This window comes from Amycolatopsis lexingtonensis, assembly GCF_014873755.1.
GTDB lineage: Bacteria > Actinomycetota > Actinomycetes > Mycobacteriales > Pseudonocardiaceae > Amycolatopsis > Amycolatopsis lexingtonensis.
On the sequence record NZ_JADBEG010000001.1, the window covers coordinates 5,538,316 to 5,563,010 of the forward strand.

Below are 24,695 nucleotides of genomic sequence, written 5' to 3' on the forward strand. Positions count from 1 at the left end.
TCAGTGCACCGGCGAACCATGTCCGGACGGTTTCATCCGGAACACTGGCGTGTTACCGCGCCACCGCCGCGTGACAACTTTTCCCGGGCGCGGCTTAACATTCGCGCCCGGCCGGCGTCAGGCCGTCAGAGCCCGTACTCCTTCGCGATGTCCTTCCCGTGCGGCTGCCACCAGTCCTTTTCCACGCTCCCGCCCTTCGGCACCGCGGGGTTGCAGTGGTAGGTCGTGACCCAGTTGCCGCCGCCCTGGCCGTCCGGTTTCCAGTACGAGGTCATGTCGTACTGGACGCCGTCGTCCTTGGCGTCCTTGTCGTACTGGACGGACTTGCGGTTGCCGTCGTAGCTTTCGCGCTCCGCCTTGGCGCTGTCGTAGTCCGACTGAGCCTTGTCCCGGTCGGCCTTCGCGTCCTTGAACTCCTGGTTGAGCTTCTTGCCCTCGTCCATGATCGCCGCCTTCTCCTCCGGCGGCGCGTTCTTGTAGGCGGCCTTCTTCGCGTTGAGTTCCGCCTCGAGCTCGTCGACCTTTTCCTGGCGCGCGTCGAGATCGCTCTTCTTCGCGTTCACGTTCTGGTCGATCGACCCGGGGTTCTTGCCCTCCGTGCCGTGCTTGGCGTATTGGGGGTCGTTGCTGTACTTGGCGACTTCCTTGGAGAAGTAGTTCTGGTGCCACTTGTCGTTGACGTTGTCCGGGAACTTCGTCCCCGAGCCGCCTGTGTACTTCATGCCGAAGCTCTGGTTGCCGCCCTGGTGCTTGCCCTGGTGGGAGTCGACCTGGACCTCGGTGCCGTCGTGCTTGCCCAGCGAATGGGTGTCGGTCTTGCCGCCACCGCCGGAGCTGCTGGCCTGCGTGTCGTCGGTGTTCTTGCCCTTGCCCTTCTTGCCACCGCCGCCGCGAGGGATGTTGCCCGCGTTGTCGCCGCCGCCCGGCTGGTCGTTCGTCTTGTTCTTGCCGCCCTTCCCGCAGGGGGCGAGGCCGAGCAGGTCGCGCTCCGCCAGCGGGTTGTCGACGTAGGCGGCCGGGTTGGGGGCCGGGCCGAGGCCGAGCGGGTCCTGGCTCAGGTAGCGGCCGGTCGACGGGTCGTAGTAGCGGAAGACGTTGTAGTGCAGGCCCGATTCGGCGTCGGCGTACTGCCCCGGGAACCGGAGCGGGGTGGCCGCCGCGCCGGTCTCGCGGCCCCACAGGCCCGCGTTCCCGCGCCAGACCGGCGTGCCCGCCGCGTCGACCAGCTCGGTCGGGCGGCCGATGAGGTCGGTGACGATCGCGAAGAACCGGTCCTGCAGCGTCGCCGAGCGCTCGACCTGGACGACCGGCCGGTCGTCGCCCGGGTGGTATTCCCAGACCGTGAGGTGCCGGGTCTGCGCGGCGTCCACGTGGACCTGCTCCACCAGCAGCGCGCCGCTCCAGGTGAACTCGTAGGACTCGGCGACCGCGCGGGCGCCGGTGGCCGAGGTGACGACGCGCTGCTTGGCGATCCGGCGCCCGATCGGGTCGTACCGGTACCACCACTGGTCGCCCTCGGGCGTCGTGACCGCGAGCAGGCGGTCCTGGGCGTCCCACAGGTACCGCCAGACCCGGGCGCCTTCGTGCCGCGCGACCACCCGGCCCTGGACGTCGTGGTCGAAGGTGACGGCGCCGGCGGCGACCAGCCGGTTGTCCGCGTACCGGCGCGGCCCCGCGCTCGGCACCTGGCCGGGCTCCCTGGTCTCCACCACGTTCCCGGCGGGGTCGTAGCGGTAGGCCTCGCTGCCGGCCGCGCCGTGCACCTCGGTCACCCGCCCGGTGGCGTCGAGCACGAGCCGGGTCGGCCCGGCCACGTCGTCGTCGATCCCGGCGAGCAGCCCGTCGGTCCGGTAGCTGAACCGGCGGTGCCGCGACGGCGTCCCCGCGGCCAGCACCGACTGGCCGACCAGGTTGTCGTCGACGTCGAACGTCTGCGTCAGCGCGACACCGCCCTCAACGGTGCGCGCGATCTCCCGGCCGCCCGCGTCGTGCTCGAAGCGCACGGTGTGCCCGGCGACGGCGAGCGACACGGGCCGCCCGTCGCCGTCGAAGCGCCACACGCTGTCCACTCCGGACGGGGTGCGCCGCCGCACGGTGCCGTCGGCCTCGTAACTGCTGGTCAGCGTCCGGCCGTCGACCGACTCGCTGAGCACGTTGCCTTCGCCGTCGTAGGCGACGCGCAGCTCGACGTCGCCCATGACGGCGGCGGTCATCCGGCCGACGGCGTCGTAGGTGAACCGGGTCGTGCCGGCCGGAGAACGGCGTTCGACGACGTTGCCGAGCACGTCGTGGACGTAGTCGGTTTGCTCGCCCGCCCCGTTCACCGACCGGACGAGCCGGCCCGCCCGGTCGTAGCCGAAGCGCAGGGTGCGGCCGTCGAAGTCGGTCTGCTCGATCAGCCGCCCGGACGGGTCGTAGCGGTAGGTCCAGGTCTGCCCGAGCGGGTTGGTGACCGTGCTCGGCCGCAGCTCGGTGTCGTAGGTGTACGTCGTCCGGGCGCCCGAGGCGTCGATCGTCGCGGTGACCAGGTCGAACGGGCCGTACTCGAGCCGTTCGGCCAGTCCCGCGCCGTTGACGCGTTCGACCTCGTTGCCCTCCGCGTCGTAGCCGCGGGTTTCGCGCACCCCGGAGGGCCGCACCCGCAGCCGTTCCTGCCCGTCGGGGGTCCAGCCGAGCACGACGTGCTGCCCGGACCGGTTGAGCACCGACTTCGGCCGCCCGAAGACGTCCCGGTCCACCGGCGGCGGCTCTTCGTCCCCGCGCGTCCAGGCGGCCTGCTCGGAGGTCAGCGGTTTCGCGGTGCCGAGCGTCTCGGTGAACGGGTCGGGCGCCTCGTCGCGCGGGTAGAAGCGGGACAGCACGGTGCCGTCGTCCGCGGTGGCCTCGATCGTCAGCCCGGCGTCGTCCTGCGTGACCCGCAGCACCGAGCCGTCCGGCCGGGTCACCGACCGCAGCCGGCCCCGCTCGTCGTAGGCGAACGCCGTCGTCTGCCCGAGTGGGTCGGTGCGGGACAGCAGGCGGTCGTCGCGGTCCCATTCGGAGGTGGTGACCTGGCCCAGCGGGCCGACTTCGCGGACGAGCTGGTAGGCCTCGTTGAAGTGGAACTCGCCGGTGTGGCCGAGGGAGTCGGTGAAGGTCGTGACGCGCCGCTGCGTGTCGTAGGTGAAGGCGGCGTCGTAGAAGCCGCGGTCGCCGATGGTGCGGACGCAGCGGCCCTCGCCGTCGTAGACGTAGCGGAACCAGGTGCCGTTGCGGTCCTGCCAGCCGGTGACGCGGCCCGCGGGGTCGTAGTCGTAGACCTGCGCGCGGCCGGAGGCGTTGAATTCCTGGGTCAGGCGGCCCTGCGGGTCGTAGCCGAACCGCCGGACCAGGACCGGGGACCCGCCGGCCGGATCGGTCACGTGGACGGTGGTGACGCGGCCGCTTTCGGTCTCCAGCTCCACCCGGTACCCGGCGGAGTGCCGCAGGGTCCGCGGCGCGCCGAGGGCGTCGTAATCGACGTCGACCCGGGCGCCATCGTCGTCGGTGATCGACTGCAGGACGAGCTCGGCCTGGCCCCGTCCCGGCAGCGCGGCGAACCGGAGTTCCCGGCCCCGCAACGGGTCGGACTGGGTGTAGCTGCCGTCGGCGTGCCGGGTCAGCGGGCGCCGGGGCCCGTCCGTGGGCAGCACCGGCACCCCCGGCGCGGCCGGCGGGTAGACCAGGGTGGTGCCGTCCGCGGCGTAGCACCGGACGTACTCGCGGCCCACCGCCAGCCGCTGGTCCACAGTGGACACCCAGGTCGGGCCGAACCACCGGCCGGCGCGGTAGGAGGACACGTGCAGCCGCTCGAGCACCAGCGGCGACGGCAGCTCCAGGTCGAGCTGGTCGATCACGACGTTGCCGCGCGCGATGTCCACCGGGTCGGTCTTGCACTCCCAGGTGTCCTTGCCCCCACCGCCGTTGTCGCCGTTCTTCCCGGTGTCGCCCTTCGCCGGCGGCGGGTCGCCCGGGGTCCCGTTGCCGTTGCCGTTGCCGTTGCCGGACGAGTGGTCACCCGAAGTCGTGGTGGAGTCCTTGCCCCCGCCACTGCTGGAGTGGTCCCCGGATCCCGGCCCGCCACCCTTGCCGCCCGAGTGGTCACCGCTGGCGGTGGTGGAGTCGCCGTCGCCTTTGCCGCCGCCCTTGACGTCGGGAGCCTTCGGACCACCGTCGATCTTCCCGGGCTTGGGCGGCGGGCCGACCTTGCCGCCCTTGATGTTCTTCAGCCCCTTGGCGGCATCCTCGAACAGGGTGCCCGCCTTCTTCAGCAGCGGCACCAGTCCCTTGAGCGCCTTGACGAGCTTGGTGGTGAGGCTCGCGATCTTCGAAGCCGTCTTCGCGACGGCGGCGACGACCTGCGGCACCACCCAGGTCAGCCCGATGCCGAGGGTGAACACGACCTGCAGCGCCCACGAGATCAGGTGCCCGACCAGCTCGGCGATGATGTCCCGCACCAGCGTGCGAACGGCGGCGACAACTTCACCGGCGGTCTTCACACCGCTCCCGGCGCCTTCGCAGCCCTTCTGCGCGGCGGCCAGCAGCCCGGAAGTGTCATCGGCCCGCTTGCGGTAGTTGTCGGCGGCGGACCCCTGCCAGCTGACGAGGTCGGCCTTGACGGCGTTGGTCAGCTCGGTCGAGACGTCCCCGAGCTCTTTGGCGATGTTGTTCCAGGTCTGCGACTGCGCGGCGATCTCATCGGCGTTCCCGGTGAGCGCGTTGAGCGCTTCCTTGAGCGGCCCGACGTGCTCGATCAGCCACCCGACACCGGCGGCGAAGATCGCACCGAAGGGGTCCATCACCGCGGTCAGCGCATCCAGCGCGGTGCCCACCGCGCCCATCGCCACCGAGGCCCAGTCACCGCTCTCGATGGCGTCCTTCAGGCCGATGGCGTCTTCGAGCAGCGGCACCCCGGAGTACGACTTCGTCGAATCCTGCGCCTGCGCGACCAGCGGGTTACCCACAGCGACCACCCCCTACGACAAGATCCACCATTCGGTCGACCTTAGTGAGGCGCCCGGACGCGGGCCGCGACACCGCCAGGGCCTGCCCGTTCGACTCCCCGGGACTTCCCCAACGGGTCAGGGTTCACGGAAACGCGCAACCCATCGCCGTGCCAGTTCGCGACTTATTTGTTCGAAGATGTCAGGTGCAGACAGTTCCAAAAGAACCTGCGTCAACCTCGCCGGATAGGTATCCATCGAGAACACGGACCACATGCGCAGGCGTCAGCGTCACAAGCTCGTCATCACTGTCGTACCCGAGACGCGACAGGTCACAGGCCGCCTCAGCCACCGAAGTACGCAGTTCGAGCAGGCGCTGAAGAACCGCTATGCGTTCTTGACGTTCCATCAGCAGCCTCCCGGAATGTTCCTTCGCTTCGACCTGAAGCGAACGACCCACAGCTCCCGCGTCGGCGGCTCACCCCTCCGACCGAGCGGTCAAACGACCTCCGACGCCCCGGCATCCACACAGCAAAAAGCCGTGTCGACCTCGGTCGACACGGCTTCCGTGACTACTGCTGGTACCCCCGATGGGATTCGAACCCACGCTACCGGCGTGAGAGGCCGGCGTCCTAGGCCGCTAGACGACGGGGGCTAGGAACTTCCCTGGTTTCCCAAGGGCTTTTCTGTTTTTCTTGCTGGAGAGAACTTACCAGAGGCGATTTCTCGCTCCGCAGGGGGGTCACTCTCCGCAGCTGGGGTACCAGGACTCGAACCTAGACTAACTGGACCAGAACCAGTCGTGCTGCCAATTACACCATACCCCAGTGAGGTACTTTCCCGGCTTGCCGGTCCAGCACCGCACGAGGAGAAATACTAGAGCACGCCGTTCCCGACGGTGAACGCGGGGGTCTCCCCGCGGCGCTGGGCGGGGACGCCGATCGTCGCGTACTCGGAAACCAGCAGCTCAGGCAGCTCGGCGAGGCCGGCCACCGTGTGGACGCCCGCCGGGGCGCGCTCGCCGATGCCGTCGCGGTCGAGCCAGATCGCGCCCAGGCCCGCGTCGCGGGCGCCGATCGCGTCCGTGTCCAGTTTGTCGCCGACGTGGACCGCCTGGGCGGGGGCGCAGTCCATGCCGAGGCAGACCGTGTGGAACATCACCGGATCGGGTTTGGCCACCCCCAGTTCGCCCGCGATGGCCACGTGGTCGAAGAACGGGGCCAGGCCCAGGTCGGCGATCTTGCGCCGCTGGTGGACCCCCGAGGCGTTCGTCACGGCGGCCAGCGCCAGGCCCGCCGCGCGGAGCCACTCCAGGCACGGGAGGACGTCGTCGAACAGCTGCCACGAATGGTCGAGCAGCTCTCTTCGGCGGCGTTCGAACGAGAGCACCTGCTCGGCGTCGGCGAGGATGCCGATTTCGGCGAGGAAGCAGTCGGTGCGCCGCTGGTGCATGGTCGCGTAGTCGAGTTCGCCCGCGACGACGAGGGCGACGTGCTCTTCGGTGATCAAGTCCCACAACGGCCACAGGTCGCCCCGGCCGGTGAGGATGTGGAGGCTGCGGCGGATCGCGGCGGTGCAGTCGATCAGGGTGTCGTCGATGTCCAGGCACACCAGCCGCAACTCGGGCGGCGCCCAGGGCTCGGACGCTCCCGCGGTGGGCGAGGCGGTTCGCGGAGGGGTCCGGGGTGCCAAGGCGAAATCCACCCAGTGAGGCTAGGGCAACCGCCGCGTTCGCGACGCTGCCAAAAAGGTGATTGGCGCTCCCCTGTTCCGGCGCACCGGCTCTACTCCCAGTTGGCGAACCGTCTTCCGATGGTTATCCGGCGCCGCGTCGACTCCTCCGGTGCGCACCGTTCCCACCCCGTGAAAACCGTTGCGGCGCCGGGAGATCCGCTCGGTCCACAAGCGCGGAGTGGCGAACCCCCGACAGGTCCGAACAAATTCGACCAACTGTCGCGTGTGGACGGTCTCCGGCAACGGAGCGGGCTCGCCCGATCAGCGTATCCCCGGTCACACCCCTTGACGCCGGGGTCGGGCGAGTGCATCCTCGAGTTATTCAACAAGCGATGAATAGACGGGGAGATGGTCGAGATGACCGAGCGCACGAGCTGCGTCGTCATCGGTGGCGGGCCGGCCGGGATGGTCACGGGGCTCTTGCTGGCCCGGGCCGGCGTCGAGGTGACGGTGCTGGAGAAGCACGCGGACTTCCTGCGCGACTTCCGCGGCGACACGGTGCACCCGTCGACGCTGACCCTGCTCGACGAGCTGGGCCTCGGCGAGCGGTTCCACGCGCTGCCGCACAGCGAGCTGACCGCGGCGGGGTTCCCGCAGGAGAACGGCGAGATGATGAAGCTGGCCGACTTCACCCGGCTGAAGGTCCCCCACCCGTACATCGCGATGGTGCCGCAGTGGGACTTCCTCGACCTGCTCGCCGAGAGCGCCCGCAAGGAGCCGACGTTCGTCCAGCGGATGGAGACCGAATGCACCGGCCTGGTCCGCGAGCACGGCCGCATCGCGGGCATCACCTACCGCACGGCGGCCGGTGAGACCGGGGAAATCCGCGCGGACCTGGTCATCGCCGCCGACGGTCGCTGGTCGCTGGCCCGGCGCGAAGCCGGCCTGGTGCCGCGCGAGTACGACTGCCCGTTCGACGTCTGGTGGTTCCGGCTCTCGCGCCACGAGGGTGAAGAGGGCGGCATGCTGCTGCCGAAGATGCGGGACCGCCGCTTCGCCGTGCCGCTCCCCCGTCCGGACTTCTACCAGGTCGCCTACCTCGCGCCGAAGGGCGACGACCTGCGGAAGCAGGGCATCGAAGCCTTCCGGGAGAACGTGGCGCAGATCTGCCCCGAGTTCGCCGACCGGGTCCACGAGCTGAAGACGATGGACGACGTCAAGTTCCTCGACGTGCGGCTGAACCTGCTGCGCGCGTGGAACACCGACGGCCTGCTCTGCATCGGCGACGCGGCACACGCGATGTCCCCGATCGGCGGCGTGGGCATCAACCTCGCGGTGCAGGACGCGGTCGCGGCGGCGACGCTGCTGGCCGAGCCGCTGCGCCGGGGCCGTCCGACGAACGCCGACCTGGCGAAGGTGCGCTCGCGGCGGCTCGCGCCGACGCTGCTGGTGCAGGGGCTGCAGCGCCTGCTGCACCGGACCGTCGTGCGCGGCGTGATGAGCGGCAAGCGCAACGGCCCGCCGGAACCGCTGATCAAGGCGTTCGCGCGGTTCCCGCGGCTGTCGTACTTCCCGGCCCGGCTCCTCGGCCTCGGGCTGCGGCCGGAGCACGCTCCGGCGTTCGCCCGGCGGCCGATGGAGCCGGTGGCGCGGGACTAGACGTTCTCGACCGGGTTGGTCAGGGTGCCGATGCCTTCGATGGTGATCGAGACGCTCTGGCCACCCTCGATCGGGCCGACGCCCTCGGGCGTGCCGGTCAGGATGACGTCGCCGGGCAGCAGCGTCATCACGCCGGAGACGAACTCAACCAGCTCGGGGATCTTGTGGACCAGGTCGGACGTGCGGCCGTCCTGCTTGAGCTCGCCGTCGACCTCGGCCTTCAACGACAGGTCGGACGCGTCGAGCGACGTCTCGATCCACGGGCCGAGCGGGCAGAACGTGTCGAAGCCCTTGGCGCGGCCCCACTGGCCGTCGGACTTCTGCAGGTCGCGCGCGCTGACGTCGTTGGCGATCGTGTAGCCGAGGATCGCGCTCGCGGCGCGAGCGGCGGGCACGTTCTTCACCGGCTGGCCGATGACGATGGCCAGCTCGCCCTCGAAGTCGACCCGGCCAATGCCCGACGGGCGGCGGATCGGCGCGTTGGGGCCGACGACCGTGGTGGACGGCTTGAGGAACAGCATCGGGGCGCTGGGCACCTCGTTGCCGAATTCGGCCGCGTGCTTGGCGTAGTTCCGGCCGACGGCGATCACCTTCGACGGCAGGATCGGCGCGAGCAGCCGGACGTCGGCCAGCGGCCACCGCTTGCCGGTGAAGTTGGGGGTGCCGAACGGGTGCTCGGCGATTTCCAGGACCTGGGCGTCGTCACCGTCCCCTTCGACCGAAGCGAACGCGACACCACCGGGATGAGCAATACGGGCTAGGCGCACGCGGCCAGTCTACGTGCGCCCAGCGCGTGACTCAGGCCACGGTGCTGCTCTTGTGGACCAGCGCGTCGCAGAGGGCCAGCCAGCTGGCCTCGACGATGTTCCCGTGCACGCCGACGGTGGTCCACTCGCGTTCGCCGTCGGTGCTCTCGACCAGCACGCGCGTCACCGCGTCGGTGCCCGGGTGGCCCTGCAGGATGCGGACCTTGTAGTCGGCCAGCTCCACACTGTCCAACCAGGACAGGTGCGGGGAGAGTGCCTTCCGGAGCGCGGCGTCGAGGGCGTGCACCGGGCCGATGCCCTCGGCGGTGGCGATGACGCGCTGCCCGCCGACGTGCACCTTGACCGTCGCCTCGGCGACGACCTCGGCGTCCGCGCGGTGGTCCAGGACCACGCGGTAGGACTCGAGCTCGAACGGCGCCTCGGCGGGCACGTCGGCCTCTTGGCGCAGCAGCAGCTCCAGGGAGGCGTCGGCGGCTTCGAAGGACCAGCCTTCGGATTCGAGGCGCTTGACCTTGGTGATGGCGCTCGTCAGCGCCTCGGGCCGGCCGGCAAGGTCGACCCCGAGCTCACGTCCCTTGAGCTCGAGGCTGGCCCTGCCGGCCATCTCGGTGACCAGCACCCGCATGTCGTTGCCGACGGAAGACGGATCGATGTGGTTGTACAGCAACGGATCCACCTTGATCGCGCTCGCGTGCAGTCCTGCCTTGTGGGCAAAAGCCGACGCCCCTACGTAAGCCTGGTGGGTGTAGGGGGCGATGTTCGCGATTTCGGCAAGGGCATGGGAGACCCGGGTCAGCTCGGCCGCTCCTCCGGTCGGGAGGACGTCCATGCCGAGCTTGGTCACGAGGTTCCCTGTCACGGCGAAGAGGTCGGCGTTGCCGGCCCGCTCCCCGTAACCGTTGGCGGTGCACTGGACGTGCGTCACGCCGGCCTGCACCGCGGCGACGGAATTCGCCACGGCGCAGGAAGTGTCGTCCTGACAGTGGATCCCGAGGCGGAATCCGGTCTTTTCCTTGATTTCCGCGACGGTCCGCGCGAGATCGAGCGGCAGCTGCCCGCCGTTGGTGTCGCAGAGCACGAGCACGTCGGCGCCCGCGTGGGCGGCGGCGTCGATGACCTTCAGCGAGGTCTCGGGCGAAAACGCGTAGCCGTCGAAGAAGTGCTCGGCGTCGAGGAAAACCCGCCGGCCTTCCTTCGTCAGGAACGCGACGGTGTCCCGCACCATGGCGCAGGCTTCGTCGACGTCTACGCGGAGAGCGCGTTCGATGTGCCGCAGATCGGACTTCGCCACGAGCGTGATGACCGGCGCTTCACTGTCGAGCAGCGCGCGAACCTGCGGATCGGCGTCGGCGGTGGTGCCGGCCTTGCGCGTGGCCCCGAACGCGACGAGGGCGGCGTGGCGCAGCTTGAGCTCGCCCTTCGCCGCGCGGGCGAAGAATTCCGTGTCCTTGGGGAGCGCACCGGGCCAGCCGCCTTCGATGAACCCGACGCCAAGCTCGTCCAGCAACCGCGCGACAGCGAGCTTGTCCTGGACCGAGTAGGTGATGCCCTCGCGCTGAGCGCCGTCGCGAAGCGTCGTGTCGTAGAGGTGGAAGGCATCACCCAGCGGCGTATCGGCGGGCTCCTGGCGACTCACGGTCATCTCCTAGCGTTTCGAGGCAACAAAAAAACCTCCCGCAGGGGTGCGAGAGGTTGCGCGCCGGGTGCTCTTGTGGAGCTACCGTCCGGCGCGCTCGGCGATAATGATCGCGAAGCTGGTCACGTTCGCATCATGCCACAGCGATTCGGGAGAAGTCCACAAGCTGGGTCAAGCTCCCACGATCCGGGAACACCCCCACCCCGCAAGCCCCACCCGTCCCTGGGGGCTGACCCCGGTCCAGTCTATCGGCGGCTGCCGACAAAACCGGCCGGGAAGCCTTTCGGGCACTGGTTTGTCCACATCACGGCGGTCCTGTGGACAAGGCGCCGGCGGGGTCGCGAATGACTCATTGGGGACGTCTGAGGTCCCGAATGAGTCATTCGCGACCTTCCGAGACCGGGTCATTCGAGACCGAGCAACCCCAGACCGGAGCACCCCCAAGGGCTCCGGCAAAGTCGCTTCGGTGCGGTCCGCCGCAGCGTTTGCGCCGAGGTCTTGAATGACTCATTCAGGACCTCCGAAGACCTGAATGAGTCATTCAAGACGTGGAGCGAGCGGGTCACCGGCGGCGGAGTGACCTGGCCACGCGGCTTTGCCGGCCCCCGGGAGCACCCCCAAGAGCGGGCCGCCCCAAGCCCGAGCCACCCCGCACCGGGCCACCCCAAGCCCGAGCCCGGCCGCCCACCAACCCCCGCGCGCACGAAAAAGCCCCGCGCCGAAACGCGGGGCCTTCCCAAAACCAGAAACTCAGCCGGCAGTCCGCACATTCGACGAAACCAACGCCGCCAACCGATCCCCGATAGCCTGCGTAGCCCCCGGCGAAGCCTGATCCCGCGTAGCCAGATCGAACGCCACCGACGCCTCGATCCGCCGCGCGGCCTCCTTCTGCCCCAGGTGATCCAGCAGCAGCGAAACCGACAACACGGCCGCGGTCGGATCCGCCAGCCCCTGCCCGGCGATGTCCGGCGCCGACCCGTGCACCGGCTCGAACATGCTCGGGTTCCGCCGGGTCATGTCCAGGTTGCCGCTGGCCGCCAGCCCGATCCCACCGGTCACCGCGGCCGCCAGGTCCGTGATGATGTCGCCGAACAGGTTGTCCGTCACGATCACGTCGAACCGGGACGGGTCCGTCACCAGGTGGATGGTCGCCGCGTCCACGTGGGAGTACGCGACCGTCACTTCCGGGTGCTCCAGCGAAACCTCTTCGACGATCCGCGACCACAGCGAACCGGCGAACGAGAGCACGTTGGTCTTGTGCACGAGCGTCAGGTGCTTGCGCGGCCGGGCCTCGGCCCGGTTGAACGCGTCCGCCACCACGCGCCGGATGCCGAACGCCGTGTTGACGCTGACCTCCGTCGCGATCTCGTGCTCGGTGTCCTTGCGGATCAGGCCACCAGTACCCGCGTACGGGCCTTCGGTGCCTTCGCGCACGACCACCATGTCCACGTCGCCCGCGTCGGCGAGCGGGCCGCGCACGCCCGGGTACAGCCGCGCCGGGCGCAGGTTGACGTGGTGGTCCATCTCGAACCGCAGGCGCAGCAGGAGGCCGCGCTCGAGGATGCCGCTCGGCACCGTCGGGTCGCCGACCGCGCCCAGCAGGATCGCGTCGTGCTGGCGGAGCTCGCCGAGGACCGACTCGGGGAGCAGCTCACCGGTCGAGTGCCATCGCGCCGCGCCGAGGTCGTAGTTCGTGATCTCCGCCGAAGGTACTACCTCGCCGAGCACCTTCAGCGCCTCGGAGACCACCTCGGGCCCGATCCCGTCACCTGGGATCACCGCGAGCCGCATCCACACACCTCCGTCGACCGGACCACCGGCCGCACCGATGGCCCACCGCAACAAAACGCCAGCAGCCGGAAGGTTACCGGCCGTAGACAAACGGCCGTAGCCGCACCACCCTTATGCCGCATCCTCCCGCAGGGTGAGACACCCAATCGGGTGAATGCGGGCAGGGGCGCCCCCGGTGGGAACCCACCGGAGACGCCCCTGTTCCTGCACAGATCGATCTTGCCACGGCCTAGCGGCCACCGCCCCCGATCGGCTGACGGCCACGAGCCGCCTGGGCGGCGTCCACCTTGACCACGTTCGCCCGGTTCCCCGCGGCGTTGTGGTGCTCGATGGCGAGCAGCCCGAGCGCCTTGTCCGCCGCGGCCGAGGCCGCGTTCCGGGTGACGACCAGCGCCGTGCCCGGCTTCGCGACGTAGCCCAGCGCGGCGTCGCCGCCGCCCTGCACCGAGTAGCCCGGGGCGAGCGCGTCGAACGAAAGCGGCGTGCCGACGTAGTCGATCAGCCCGTTCGTCGTGCCCGGCGCGACGTAGAAACCGCTCACGCCCACCGTGTAGGAAATCCGGTGGCTGTCGGCGTTGGCGTCGATGCCCAGCGCCGCCAGGGAAACCGGCAGGGTGACCACGTTCGTGTCGAACACGTTCGTGTCGACGTCACCGAGCTGGCCGTTGACCGCCTGGACGTCGACCGTCGGGAAGCCCGCGGTCAGCGCCACCGTGACGGCCAGCAGCACGTCCGTGGACGTCGCCTTGGTCACGTAGGTCTCGAAGTCCGGCTGCCCGTCGCCGGTGGTGTCGATGTCGACGAACGGCGAGGTGTTGCTGCCGATGTTCGCCCAGTCGCCCCACGTGGAGAGGCCGAACGCGAGGATCGCGTTCTCCGGCTGGCCCTGCGCCTTCGCCAGCGGAGCGGTCGAGGCCGCGCCGATGTAGCGGAGGTCGCCGCCCTTGGCCGTCTTGTTCAGCGTGCAGTCGGTGACCACGTCCGCGTCGCACTCGGGCAGCTGCGGGGACTCCGCCTGCAGCTCGAGCACGCTGATCAGCGAGCGGTACCGCTGCGCGCCGGCACCCTGGTCGACGCCCTTGCCTGTCAGGTTCAGCACGGCCTGGGTCGCGTCCGCCCCGAACTTCACCGACGGCGGCGTCGAAATCGTCGACACCGGCTTCGGCGCGGAGTAGACCGAAACCCGCAGCGGCACCTTGGCGCCGCTGGTGGGCGTGAAGGCGACGCGCCCGGAGGCGTCGGCGACGAACTGCCGGGCCAGGCCGGCCTGGGTGGCCTGCATGGTCGGGTCCATGACCTTGCGCAGCGCCTTCGGGTCGGTGATCTTCAGCGTCACCTTGACCTTGGCGGTGCCGCGCGGAGTCAGCTTCACCGTCGGCTTGTCCACTGTGTACTCGACGCCGGGCAGCGCGGTGACCGCCTGGTAGGCCACCGAGTACTCGGCGGGCGTCACGCCCTTGTTGACCAGCTTGATCGTCTTCGACAGCGTCACCGGCCCGGCGGCCTCGACCGTGCCGAAGCTGACGCTCACCGCGCCCGGGTCGTCCTGGACGTAGGCGAGCACCTGGTTGTCCAGCGCCGCCTTGGCGTCGATCCGGCCGCTGCCGACGCGCTGCGGCGCGTAGGTGTGGCCCGCGCCGTCGGAGACGTCGTGGCCGGCGGTGTCGATGACCGAGGCCTTGACCTCCTCGACCGACCAGTCCGGGTGGGACTGGCGGACCAGCGCGGTGATGCCCGCGGTGTGCGGCGCCGCCATCGACGTGCCCGACAGGACGGTCCGGCCGTTGCCGCTGCCGCGGAACGCCGAGGTGATCGTGTCACCCGGCGCGGCGACGTCCGGCTTGACGGCCGGGCCGCGGGTGCCGCGCGAGGTGAACGAGCTCGGGGTGTCCACGATGGTCTTGTCGTAGGTCTGGATCGACGCGCGTCCGGTGCCGTAGAGCCGGATCTGCAGCGTGCCCGCGGTCAGCGCCGCGCGCAGCGTCTTCGTGGCGGAGCCGGTGAACTGGAACATCGGGATCGCCGCGTTGCCCGCGATGCCCGCGCTGAAGTGCTCCAAAGTGGACGAAAGCAGTGCGCCCTTCGCCCCGGCCGCCTGTGCGTTGTTCGCCCGGGCCGCCGAACCGCAGGCGCGGGTCGAGTCGTTGTCGTCCCACTCCAGCCAGACGAACTTGCCGGCGGCCTTCGCCTTGTCCTCGGCGGAGTACGGCGCGCAGCCCGCGCTGTTCGCCGCGGAGAGCGCGACGACCGGCGCGGTCAGGTTCAGCGTGTCGTAGCCGGTGTAGTTCTGGCTGTACTGGCCGGTCTTCTGGCCCTTGGCCGCGGTCGGCGCGGTGGCCTCCGCGGCGTCGCGCAGGATGCCCGCGTCGCGCGTGGAGGCGACGGTGAGCGCCTCCGGGGTGTTGCCCGGCGAGCCGGCGATGTCGTTGATGTCGCCGCCGTTGCCCGCCGAGATCACCGGCAGCACGTTGTTCGCGGCGAGCTTGCGCACGAACAGCGAGTCCGGGTCGTCCGGGGCGCCGAAGTCGGAGCCCAGCGAGAGGTTGACGACGTCGAGGTGGTCGGTGAAGTCGCCGTCGCCGTCCGGGTCGAGCGCCCAGTCCAGCGCCTGCGAGGTGACGTTCGTCGAGCCCGCGCAGCCGAACACCTTGATGGCGTAGAGGAGCGACTTCGGCGCCGTGCCCGGGCCGATCTGCATCGCGTCGACCTTCTTGGCGTCCAGCTTCTTGTAGTCGCCCTTGAAGGTCTTGCCGTCGGCGGTGACGCCGAAGCCGCCGATGGTGCCGGCGACGTGCGTGCCGTGCTCACCGCAGGCGAGCGGGTTCGGGTCCGGCTTCGGGGTGGTCTTCCCGGCGGTCGCGGCGTCGTACTCGTCGCCGACGAGGTCCGTGCCGCCCACGACCTTGGCGCTGGGGAACAGCGGGTTCGGCTTGGTGCTGTCGACGCTCTTGTACGCGGCTTGGGTGCCGGGGCCGCCGAAGTCGGCGTGGGTGTAGTCGATGCCGTCGTCGATCACGCCGACGCGGACGCCGTCGCCGAACTTGCCGGTCTGCTGCCACGCCGCGAGGGTGTTGGTCAGCTGCTCGGCGCTGGCGTTGGTGCGGGTCTTCGGCACGACGGTGCGGACCGCGACGACGTCCGCCCGCTTCGCGACCTCGCGCAGCTTGGCGGCGTCGGCGGTGACGACCACGCCGGGGACCGCGTTGGCGGTCTGGGTGACGACCTGCGGCTGGGCGTTGCCCGCGCGCAGCTGGCCGACGACGGATTCGACCGCGGCGGCGGTGTCGGCCTTGGCGGCTTTCGCGGCCCGCTTGGCCTGGTCCTTGCCCTGCGGCTGGGCGGCGGTGAACGCGTCGACGGCGGGCTTCTTGGCCAGCTCGACGAACGCGGTGACGCGGCCCTGCGCGGCGCCCAGGCGCGGCGAAAGCTTGCCCTGGAGCTGAGCGTCGTCGATCTTCGCCGGTGCGACGCCGTCGGCGAGCGGAGCGTCCGCCGCACTCGCGACCGGCGCCCCCAGCGCGGCCGCCAGCACGACGGCGAAGAACGCCGTCGTGACGCGAGCGGGCAAGCGGGATCTGCTCATGAGTCGGCCCCTTACTCGAGGTCTGGACCCGAACCTGCCTGCCGCTCCTGACACCCCCGACGGTGAAGCGCGGCACAGCGCCGTGCCCTCGACGACGCGTGGTTCAACCTCGCGGGGAGAACCTAATGCCCCAAAACACCTACTTACGTAGGCAAAGGACTCCGTTACGTGAATGTGATTGCGTACGAAGGCCCCCTGCCGGGTGGCAGGGGGCCTTCGAAAGGCTTACGTCAGGAGAAGTCGACGGCGCGAATCGTGTGCGCCCCGACCGCGGCGCCGATCGGCTCCAGCAGGTGCGAGTCGATGTGACGGTCGACGCGCAGCAGCATGACCGCGTCGGAGCCGTCGGTGGTCTGGCTGATCTGCGCGGCCTCGATGTTGATGCCGGCCTCGCCGAGCAGCGTGCCGACGCGGCCCATCACGCCCGGGCGGTCCGGGTACTCGACCAGCAGGACCGTGCCCTCGGCGCGCAGGTCGAACCCGCGGCCGTTGACCTCGACCAGCTTCTCGACCTCGTCCTTGCCGGTGACCGAACCGGACACCGTCAGCACCTGCCCGTCCGAGTGCACCGCGCGGACGGTGACCAGGCTGCGGAACTTCGGGCTCTCCGGCTCGGTGGTGAGCTCGACCTGCACGCCCAGCTTCTCCGCCAGCTGTGGCGCGTTGACGAACGTGACCTGGTCCTCGACCACGCCGGTGAACACCCCGCGCAGCGCCGCCAGCTGCAGCACCGCGGTGTCCTCGTTGGAGATCTCGCCCTTGACCTGCACGGTCACCGACGTCGGCGCCTTCGGGTTGAGCGCGGTGAGCAGCGTGCCGAGCTTCTGGGTCAGCGACAGGTACGGGCGGACGTGCTCGCCGACCGCGCCGCCGCCGGAGACGTTCACCGCGTCCGGCACGAAGTCGCCGCGCAGCGCCAGCAGCACCGACCTCGCGACGTCGGTGCCCGCGCGGTCCTGCGCTTCCGCGGTCGAGGCGCCCAGGTGCGGCGTCACGACGACGTTCTCCAGATTGAACAGCGGGCTCGACGTGGTCGGCTCGGTGACGAAGACGTCGACACCGGCGCCGCCGACGTGGCCGGAGCGCAGCGCCTCGGCCAGGTCTTCCTCGACGATCAGCCCGCCGCGGGCGGCGTTCACGATGATGACGCCCGGCTTGGTCTTCTTCAGCGCCTCGGCGTCGATGAGGCCCTTGGTCTCCGGCGTCTTCGGCAGGTGGATGGAGATGGCGTCGGCGCGGGTCAGCAGCTCGTCGAGGGTGACGAGCTCGATGCCCAGCTGCGCGGCGCGCGCGGCCGAGACGTAGGGGTCGTACGCGATCAGCTTGGTGTCGAAGGCGGCGAGGCGCTGGGCGAACAGCTGCCCGATCTTGCCGAGGCCGACGACGCCGATGGTCTTGCCCTGCAGCTCGACGCCGGAGAACGAGCTGCGCTTCCACTCGCCGCCGCGGAGGCTCTGGTCGGCGGCCGGGACGCGGCGCGCGACCGACAGCAGCAGGGCGACGGCGTGCTCGGCGGCGGAGACGATGTTGGACGTCGGGGCGTTGACGACCAGGACGCCGCGCTCGGTGGCGGCGGGGACCTCGACGTTGTCCAGGCCGACACCGGCCCGGGCGACGACCTTCAGCTGCGTGGTGGCGGCGAAGACCTCGGCGTCGACCTTGGTGGCGGAGCGGACCAGGAGCGCGTCGGCGCTCTTCACCGCCTCGAGCAGCGCGGACCGGTCCGTGCCGTCGACGTGCCGGACCTCCACCTCGTCACCGAACACACTCAGCACGGAGGGGGCGAGCTTCTCCGCGATGAGGACGACGGGCTTGCTGGGCTTGCTCACGATGCGGCTCCCACTATCTGGTCACTTCCAGGACGCTCTGTGTCGACAGACGGATTCAGCACGTCGTTGTGCCCCGGTCGTGGCGGAGTTTAACCCGCTGGGCGGCCCCCTGGCTTCCCATGGTGTTAACTCGCTCGTAATCCTTCGAAAACAAGAGCCAGCAGGCGCTGCATGCCCCCGTCGCCGGGCAGGTGCCCGCCCGCCCAGGATGCCGCGTGCAGCAACAAAAGGAGCTCGTGCGCGGTGACGTCGGCGCGGAGCTCGCCCGCTTCTTTCGCGCGTTCCACTAGTTGGGAACCGGCGTCGCGCATCGCGTGGCACGACGCGTACAGCCGGGACGTCTCGTCGCTCAGCGCGTCGGCGGTCAGTTCGACCAGACCGCGGTAAGTGCCCGTTGCGTCGCCGAGGCCGGTCAGCCAGGTCTGCAGGGCGTTCAGCGGTTCGGGGTGGGTCAGCAGTTCGCGCGCGCGGTCGGCCTGGCCGTCGAAGCGGGCGCGCAACAGCGTTTCGAGCAGGGCTTCCCGGGTCGGGAAGTGCCGGTAGAGCGTGCCGATGCCGACCCCGGCGCGGCGCGCGATGTCTTCCAGGGACGCCTCGACGCCGTGTTCGGCGAAGGCGCGCTGGGCCTCCTGGAGGAGGCGCTCGTAGTTGCGGCGGGCGTCCGCGCGCATCGGTTTCACGTCGGTCATCGCCCTCCCGACCTTACCGGGTAGCCAATCGGAGGCTGCCTCCGTATATTAACCGGAGGCAGCCTCATCTTACTGGGAGGATTTCGGGGATGACCCTGATCGAAGACACACGAGCTCGGCTGGGCGCGGTCGGCGCCTGGTTGCCCAGCGCACCACTGGCCCCGCCGCCGGACGTCGAACGCGCGGCGACGCGGCGGCTCGCCGAGGCCGGCTACGGCTCGGTCTGGAGCGGCGAAGGCCCCGGCGGCCGCGAACTGTTCGCCACCTTCGGCGACCTGCTCGCCTCGGTACCGGACGTCGTGCTCGGCGCCGGCATCGCCAACACCTGGGCGCGGCCCGGGCGGACCGCCGAGAAGGGCGGCGCGACCCTCGCCCACGCCCACCCGGGCCGGTTCGTGCTCGGCGTCGGCATCGGGCACGCGTTCCAGGCCGCGAAGTACGGCGAGGAGTACCGGCCACTGGACCGGATGCGCGCCTATCTGTCCGAAATGGACGCCACGGCGGCGGAAAACCCGGCCCCGGTGGCCTTTCCCCGCGTACTGGCCGCGGTCGGGCCGAAGATGCTGGAGCTGGCCCGCGACCACGCCGACGGCGCGCACCCGTTCGCCCAGCCGGTCTCGCACACGCCCTACGCCCGCGAAATCCTCGGGCCGGACAAGCTGCTGATCCCCCACCAGACCGTCCTGCTCGGCAGCCGCGAGGACGCCCGCGCGAGCGTCCGGCGCAGTGTGGCCCAGTCGCGGGAGTTCCAGGTGAAGGCCTACCTCGCGGGCTGGAAACGGCTCGGCTACACCGAAGCCGACATCGACGGCCCGAGCGACCGGTTCGTCGACGACCTCGTCCTCTGGGGCGACGCCGCGACCATCGCGAAACGCGTGGGGGAAGTGCTCGACGCGGGCGCGGACCACGTCCTGCTGACGCCGTCCGCGGCCACGTTCGAGTCCACTGTGGATGTTCTGGTCGAGCTGGCCCCGGCGGTGCTCCGGTGAGCGTCGGGATCTGGCGGTTCTTCGACGGCGCCCCGGTCGGCGAACTCCGCGAAACGGCCGCCGAGGTCGAAGAACTCGGCTTCGCCGCGATCTGGTTCGGCGAATACGCCGGCCGGGAGGCGTTCACCCAGGCCGCGCTGCTGCTCGCGGCGTCGTCGAAGCTGACCGTGGCCACCGGGGTCGCGCGGTTCGACCAGCGTTCGCCGCTCGCCGCGGAAGGCGCCATCCGGGCGCTGGGCGAGGCCTACCCGGGCCGGTTCATCGCCGGGCTGGGCGGGCACCGGCCCGGCGCGCGCCCGCTGACGGCGTTGCGCGAGTACCTGGACGGGATGGACGCGGCCGAGCTGCCGGGCCTGCCGCCGCCGTCGCCCCGCCCGCGCCGGCTGCTCGCCGCGCTCGGCCCGAAGCTGCTGGACCTGGCGGCCGAATGCGCCGACGGCGCCCACCCGTACTTCGTCCCGCCGGAGCACACGGCGATGGCGCGCGAACGGCTCGGCCCGGGCAAGTACCTCGCCGTCGAGCAGGCGGTGGTGCTCGACGCCGCCCCGGAGGCGGCCCGCGAGCACGCCGGTCTCTACGTGCGGCAGGCACCCCACCACCGGACGAACCTGCGCCGCCTCGGCTTCACCGACGACGACCTCGCCGACGGCGGCAGCGACCGGCTGATCGGCGCCGTCGTCGCGACCGGCGAGCAGCAGATCGCCGACCGGATCCGCGCGCACCTCGACGCGGGCGCCGACCACGTCTGCGTCCAGGTCCTCGCCCGGACGAAGGACTCCTACCGCCGCTTGGCGGATCTCCTGCCCTGACGGGGGTACGCTGGCGGGGCGCGGTGCGGGCCGCGCCCCGTCCGCGGAAAGGGCCGAGCCCACCCCTGCAGCACCGCACCACCAGCTTCGCACCTTCTTTCCTGCCCGGTGCCGGCGGACCACGGGCGACGAGGGAAGGAGGCACCATGGGCGTGCTGCCCGCCAAACCCAGCCTGGACCAGCTGCGCAAACGCGCGAAAGAACTCGCGCGCGCCGAAGCCGTGAAGCTGTCCGAAGCGCAGTTCCGCATCGCCCGCGACCACGGGTTCCCGAGCTGGCCGAAACTGCGGGCCTACGTCCGGCGCGTCACCGAACACGGCGAAACCCTGCAGCACCCGTACCACCAGGAAGTCGGGTACTACGCCGAGCGCGCGCTCGGCCTGCTCGCGTCGGCCGAGGACGAGACACCCGGCGCCCGCGAGCCGTTCGACCGCTGGGGCCAGCCGCTCACCCGCGACGGTGCCCGCGTGGTCGTGGCACGTGAGCACGGATTCGGCTCCTGGAAGGCACTTCGCGCACACATCGAGTCCCTTGTGGACAGCGGGGAGCCGTTCGCCCGCGCGTACCGGGCGGTCGAGGCGCGGGACGTCGAGCAGCTCGAAACGCTCCTCGGCGAGTTCCCCGGGCTGGTCACCGCCCGCGGCACCAACGGCAACGACCTGCTCGGCATGGCCGGCGCGACCTGCGACGAGCGCCTGAGCCGCGTGCTGCTCGCCCACGGCGCCGACCCCGCCCGCGGGAACGTCCACGGCTGGACCCCGCTGCACCAGGCCGCGTACAGCAACCTGCCGCTGCTGCTCGACCTGCTGCTGAACGCGGACGCCCCGGTCGACGTCTCGGCCCGCGGCGACGGCGGCACTCCCCTGGTCGTCGCCCTGTTCTGGGGGCACCGCGAAGCCGCGCAGATCCTGGCCGCGCACAGCCGGGCGCCGGGCAACCTGCGGGTCGCGGCCGGGCTCGGCGACGGCGAACTCCTCGACGAGCTCCTGACGTCGGGCCGCGGCGGCGAGCACCGCGGCTTTTACCGGCCCCACAGCGGTTTCCCGGCCTGGCAGCCGGGGGACGACCCGGCCGAAGCCCGCGACGAAGCGCTCGCCTGGGCCGCCCGCAACGACCGCACCGAGGCCCTGCGCACGCTGGTTTCGCGCGGCGCCGACGTGAACGCCGACGTCTACCGCGGCACGGCGCTGGCGTGGGCGGCGGCGAAGGGCAGGCTCGCCGCCGTCCGGACGCTCCTGGACCTCGGCGCCGCCGTGAACCACCCGGGCACGTTCGGCGGCCCGAAGCACGGCGAGGGCGTGACGGCCCTGCACCTGGCCGCGGAGTCCGGGCACCTCGACGTCATCCAGGCCCTCCTCGACGGCGGTGCCGACCGCGGCGCGCGCGACGCGAACTTCGGCAGCACCCCGGAGACGTGGGCGGAGGTGTGCGGGCAGCCGGCGGCCCAGGAGCTGCTTCGCTAGACAAGCGGAGTCCGTAGTCCGTATCGTCAGAGACGGACTACAGACTCCGTTTTATCTTCCGGGAGGACCCATGACCACACCGCGCGACGTCTTCACCGCGTTGTCCGACGGGATCAGCGAAGGCCGTTACGGCGAGCTTTCCGCGCTGTACGCCGAGGACACCGTCGTCGAGCACCCGCAGGCCGTTCCCCGGCCGACGCGCCTGACCGGCCGCGACGCGGTCCACGAGCGGTTCACCGGCCTCTTGGCGGGCGCGTACCGGCTCAAGCGCGAGAACGTCGTCGTGCACGAGACGACGGACCCCGAGGTGATCGTCGCGGAGTACGACTACGCCGCCGAGTCCGTCGAAACCGGCCGGACGATCTCGGCGGCCAACATCCAGGTGCTGCGCGTGCGCGACGGCTTGATCGTCCATTCCCGCGACTACCACGACTACCTGAAGCTCGCCGTCATCCGCGACGGCGTCGGCCAGCTGGTGAAGGCGTACGAGCAGGCGCCGCCGCGCGAGCTGTCACCGGCCACGCCGGAGAGCGCGGGCACGGTGTTCGAGCGGCTCGTGCACGGTGTCGCGGGCGGGCGCTGGGACGAGCTGCCGGAGCTGTACGCCGCGGAAACGCACGTGACGCACCCGTTCCTGCCGGGTTCCGGAGTCCTGCGCACGCGCGACGAGCTGCGGGCGCACTTCGCGGCGGGCAAGGCGCTGAACCCCGGGTTCACCGTGGCGGACCTGGTCACCCACCGGGGCGCCGACCCGGAGGTGCTGATCGGCGAGTTCGCCTACCAGGGGGAGTACGGCGGCCGCCCGGTGCGGCTCGCCAACATCTTCGTCATGCGCGTGCGCGACGGGCTCATCGTCGAATCCCGCGACTACGGCGACCACCTCGGCGTCGCCGGCGAGCTCGGCAAGATCCCCGAACTGGCCGGGCATCTGGGTTCCTAGCGGCCCAGGTCGTCGAACTCGCCGCCGTCGACGCCTTTGACGAACGCGTCCCACTCCGACATCGTGAAGACCATGATCGTGCCGTCGACGTCCGGCGACCGCCGCAGCGCGACGTAGGTGGCACCGTCGGTGTGCTCGACGAACGCGTACTCGACGACCTCGTCGAGGGTGACGCCCGCCGGCTCGCCCCGGATCCACTCCGCCCCGGAAAGATCGAGCCGGTGCCGGATATGCGCCTTGTCATCGGTCATGCGACCAGCGTAACCACGCGCCCCGGAAAGCCGTGAAGGCCTCCTTACCGGCGTTTTCGACCGGTAAGGAGGCCTTCACGGAACTCGCGGGAAATCAGGCGGTCTCGGTGATCGGCCGGTCCACCCACGACATCAGGTCGCGCAGCTTCTTGCCGGTCGCCTCGATCGGGTGCTGGTTGCCCTGCTCCTCGAGCTTGGTGAAGTTCGGCCGGCCGGCCTCGTCCTCGGCGACCCATTCGCGGGCGAACGTGCCGTCCTGGATCTCGCCGAGGATCTTCTTCATCTCTTCCTTGACCGCCGGCGAGATGACGCGCGGGCCGCGGGTCAGGTCGCCGTACTCGGCGGTGTCGGAGATCGAGTAGCGCTGGCGCGCGATGCCGCCCTCGTACATGAGGTCGACGATCAGCTTCAGCTCGTGCAGCACCTCGAAGTAGGCGATCTCCGGGGCGTAGCCGGCCTCGGTGAGCACCTCGAAACCGGTCTGCACCAGCGCGGACGCGCCACCGCAGAGCACGGCCTGCTCGCCGAAGAGGTCGGTCTCGGTCTCTTCCTTGAACGTCGTCTTGATGACGCCGGCGCGGGCGCCACCGATGGCGGCGGCGTAGGAGAGGGCGAGCGCCTGGGCGTTGCCGGAGGCGTCCTGCTCCACGGCGATGAGCGCCGGGACGCCCTTGCCGTCGACGAACTGGCGGCGCACGAGGTGACCCGGGCCCTTGGGGGCGACCATGGCGACGTCCACGTTGGACGGCGGCTTGATCAGGTCGTAGCGGATGTTGAAGCCGTGCCCGAAGAAGATCGCGTCGCCGTCCTTGAGGTTCGGCGCGATGTCCTGCTCGTAGATGAAGCGCTGCTTGGTGTCCGGCGCCAGGATCATGATCAGGTCGGCCTCGGCCGACGCCTCGGCCGGGGTGAGCACGCGCAGGCCCTGCTCCTCGGCCTTGGCCCGCGACTTGGACCCCTCGGGCAGGCCGATGCGGACGTCGACGCCGGAGTCGCGCAGGCTCAGCGAGTGGGCGTGGCCCTGGCTGCCGTAGCCGATGACAGCGACCTTGCGCCCCTGGATGATCGAGAGGTCGGCGTCGTCGTCGTAGAAGATTTCCACTGCCATGGGGGTGTTGCTTCCTTTCCTGACTTACAAAGACTTCTTAGCGCGGTGAAGTGGCGGTGATCGAACGGGCGCCGCGACCCACCGCGACCATGCCCGACTGCACCAGCTCGCGGATGCCATACGGCTCCAGCATCCGCAGCAGCGCACCGATCTTGTCGGACGTCCCGGTGGCCTCGACGGTGAGTGCCTCGGGAGAGACGTCCACCACCTTGGCGCGGAAGAGCTGGACGGTTTCGAGGACCTGGCTGCGCACGGTGTTGTCGGCGCGCACCTTGACGAGCAGCAGTTCGCGCTGCACGGCGGTCGACTGCTCCAGCTCGACGATCTTGATCACGTTGACCAGCTTGTTGAGCTGCTTCGTCACCTGTTCGAGCGGTAGCTCTTCCACGGCGACCACGATCGTCATCCGGGACACCTCGGGGTTTTCCGTGGGCCCGACGGCAAGGGACTCGATGTTGAAACCGCGGCGGGAGAACAGGCCGGAGACGCGCGCGAGCACACCGGGCTTGTTCTCGACCAGGACACTCAGCGTGTGGACGCTCATGA

The 24,695-nt window shown here is 70.5% G+C and carries 17 protein-coding genes and 2 tRNA genes; 5 read left to right on the forward strand and 14 right to left on the reverse strand.

Annotated features, from left to right (window positions below):
• Positions 1–125 precede the first annotated feature (125 nt).
• The 5 genes from H4696_RS24835 to H4696_RS24855 all read right to left on the reverse strand — a co-directional run bounded on the left by H4696_RS24835 (position 126) and on the right by H4696_RS24855 (position 6,572).
• Positions 126–4,982, reverse strand: coding sequence for an RHS repeat-associated core domain-containing protein (locus H4696_RS24835; RefSeq protein WP_086864135.1), 4,857 nt, complete (start codon positions 4,980–4,982; stop codon positions 126–128).
• Positions 4,983–5,163: 181 nt separating this feature from the next.
• Positions 5,164–5,370, reverse strand: a complete 207-nt coding sequence (locus H4696_RS24840; RefSeq protein WP_143265351.1) for a hypothetical protein — start codon at positions 5,368–5,370, stop codon at positions 5,164–5,166.
• Between the two features lie 170 nt (positions 5,371–5,540).
• A tRNA-Glu gene (locus tag H4696_RS24845) sits at positions 5,541–5,616 on the reverse strand.
• 100 nt (positions 5,617–5,716) lie between these two features.
• Positions 5,717–5,788 (reverse strand) — tRNA-Gln (locus H4696_RS24850).
• A gap of 49 nt (positions 5,789–5,837) precedes the next feature.
• Complete coding sequence (locus H4696_RS24855; RefSeq protein WP_169735150.1) at positions 5,838–6,572, reverse strand: HAD family hydrolase; 735 nt, start codon at positions 6,570–6,572, stop codon at positions 5,838–5,840.
• A 480-nt stretch (positions 6,573–7,052) separates the two neighbouring features.
• On the opposite strand from H4696_RS24855, the gene H4696_RS24860 reads away from it, so the two are divergent.
• Positions 7,053–8,294 (forward strand): FAD-dependent oxidoreductase, encoded by a 1,242-nt coding sequence (locus tag H4696_RS24860; RefSeq protein ID WP_211299800.1) that lies wholly within the window; start codon positions 7,053–7,055, stop codon positions 8,292–8,294.
• Here the strand turns inward: H4696_RS24860 and H4696_RS24865 are convergent.
• The 6 genes from H4696_RS24865 to H4696_RS24890 all read right to left on the reverse strand — a co-directional run bounded on the left by H4696_RS24865 (position 8,291) and on the right by H4696_RS24890 (position 18,589).
• Positions 8,291–9,061, reverse strand: a complete 771-nt coding sequence (locus H4696_RS24865) for a fumarylacetoacetate hydrolase family protein (protein ID WP_086864138.1) — start codon at positions 9,059–9,061, stop codon at positions 8,291–8,293. The genes H4696_RS24860 and H4696_RS24865 overlap by 4 nt on opposite strands.
• A gap of 31 nt (positions 9,062–9,092) precedes the next feature.
• Positions 9,093–10,697 (reverse strand): citramalate synthase, encoded by a 1,605-nt coding sequence (gene cimA, locus H4696_RS24870; protein ID WP_192782517.1) that lies wholly within the window; start codon positions 10,695–10,697, stop codon positions 9,093–9,095.
• Positions 10,698–11,447: 750 nt separating this feature from the next.
• The gene (locus tag H4696_RS24875; protein WP_192782518.1) at positions 11,448–12,488 is read right to left on the reverse strand and encodes a 3-isopropylmalate dehydrogenase; all 1,041 of its coding nucleotides are present in this window, start codon (positions 12,486–12,488) and stop codon (positions 11,448–11,450) included.
• Positions 12,489–12,717: 229 nt separating this feature from the next.
• Positions 12,718–16,071, reverse strand: a complete 3,354-nt coding sequence (locus H4696_RS24880; protein WP_169734884.1) for a S8 family serine peptidase — start codon at positions 16,069–16,071, stop codon at positions 12,718–12,720.
• 230 nt (positions 16,072–16,301) lie between these two features.
• The gene (gene serA / locus H4696_RS24885) at positions 16,302–17,900 is read right to left on the reverse strand and encodes a phosphoglycerate dehydrogenase (RefSeq protein WP_086857534.1); all 1,599 of its coding nucleotides are present in this window, start codon (positions 17,898–17,900) and stop codon (positions 16,302–16,304) included.
• Positions 17,901–18,025: 125 nt separating this feature from the next.
• Complete coding sequence (locus H4696_RS24890) at positions 18,026–18,589, reverse strand: TetR/AcrR family transcriptional regulator (protein ID WP_086857533.1); 564 nt, start codon at positions 18,587–18,589, stop codon at positions 18,026–18,028.
• Between the two features lie 89 nt (positions 18,590–18,678).
• Between H4696_RS24890 and H4696_RS24895 the strand changes: the two genes are divergently transcribed.
• From H4696_RS24895 to H4696_RS24910, 4 genes are all read left to right on the forward strand, one after another.
• Entirely contained in the window at positions 18,679–19,578 is a 900-nt protein-coding gene (locus H4696_RS24895) for a TIGR03620 family F420-dependent LLM class oxidoreductase (protein ID WP_086857532.1), read from the forward strand.
• Positions 19,575–20,387, forward strand: a complete 813-nt coding sequence (locus H4696_RS24900) for a TIGR03620 family F420-dependent LLM class oxidoreductase (RefSeq protein WP_086857531.1) — start codon at positions 19,575–19,577, stop codon at positions 20,385–20,387. The genes H4696_RS24895 and H4696_RS24900 overlap by 4 nt, the downstream gene beginning before the upstream one ends.
• Before the next feature lie 146 nt (positions 20,388–20,533).
• Entirely contained in the window at positions 20,534–21,850 is a 1,317-nt protein-coding gene (locus H4696_RS24905; RefSeq protein ID WP_086857530.1) for an ankyrin repeat domain-containing protein, read from the forward strand.
• 70 nt (positions 21,851–21,920) lie between these two features.
• Entirely contained in the window at positions 21,921–22,790 is an 870-nt protein-coding gene (locus H4696_RS24910; RefSeq protein WP_086857529.1) for a nuclear transport factor 2 family protein, read from the forward strand.
• Here the strand turns inward: H4696_RS24910 and H4696_RS24915 are convergent.
• The 3 genes from H4696_RS24915 to ilvN form a co-directional block, all read right to left on the reverse strand.
• Positions 22,787–23,041 carry a DUF397 domain-containing protein gene (locus tag H4696_RS24915; protein ID WP_086857528.1) on the reverse strand — a complete coding sequence of 85 codons (255 nt, stop codon included), beginning with the start codon at positions 23,039–23,041 and terminating at the stop codon, positions 22,787–22,789. The genes H4696_RS24910 and H4696_RS24915 overlap by 4 nt on opposite strands.
• A gap of 94 nt (positions 23,042–23,135) precedes the next feature.
• Positions 23,136–24,149, reverse strand: coding sequence for a ketol-acid reductoisomerase (gene ilvC, locus H4696_RS24920; protein WP_086857527.1), 1,014 nt, complete (start codon positions 24,147–24,149; stop codon positions 23,136–23,138).
• 37 nt (positions 24,150–24,186) lie between these two features.
• Complete coding sequence (gene ilvN / locus H4696_RS24925; RefSeq protein ID WP_003080760.1) at positions 24,187–24,693, reverse strand: acetolactate synthase small subunit; 507 nt, start codon at positions 24,691–24,693, stop codon at positions 24,187–24,189.
• Positions 24,694–24,695: the final 2 nt, after the last annotated feature.